The following is a 433-nucleotide window of genomic DNA, read 5'->3' on the forward strand; positions in this document are numbered from 1 at the left end:
CACCGAGATGCGGCAGGCCAGCCTCCTCCAGAAAGTCGATTCGTTCGACCCGACGAGCACGCCCGCAGCGACCGTGTTCGAGATGGCGACCAGAAACGGCGCGAAAGCCGCCGGATTCGACCGCGTCGGCTGTCTCCGCGAAGGGTGGAAGGCCGATGTCGTCGGTCTCACGACCGACCTCACCCGTGCGACGCCGATACACGACGTCCTGTCGCACCTCGTCTTCTCCGCCCACGGCGACGACGTGGTGTTCACGATGATTGACGGCGATGTCCTCTACGACGATGGAGAACACGTCCGCGCGGATGCGACCGACATCCGGAAACGGGCACAGGAAGTCGCCGAGCGCATCGACGCAGCGCCGACTACCAACTGAGTCGCAGCACCGAATCGAACAGGTAGTTTGCGAGAACGGCCGCCATCGTCGCACCTT

1 protein-coding gene is annotated in these 433 nt (G+C 64.2%); it reads left to right on the forward strand.

What is annotated here, in order from left to right; genetic code table 11:
* The coding region (locus DVK05_RS16680) for an amidohydrolase family protein (RefSeq protein ID WP_147437863.1) at positions 1-376 on the forward strand (376 nt) is incomplete at its 5' end.
* Positions 377-433: the final 57 nt, after the last annotated feature.

The sequence above is a fragment of the Halorubrum sp. Atlit-8R genome, assembly GCF_003666025.1.
Taxonomy (GTDB): Archaea; Halobacteriota; Halobacteria; order Halobacteriales; family Haloferacaceae; genus Halorubrum; species Halorubrum salinarum.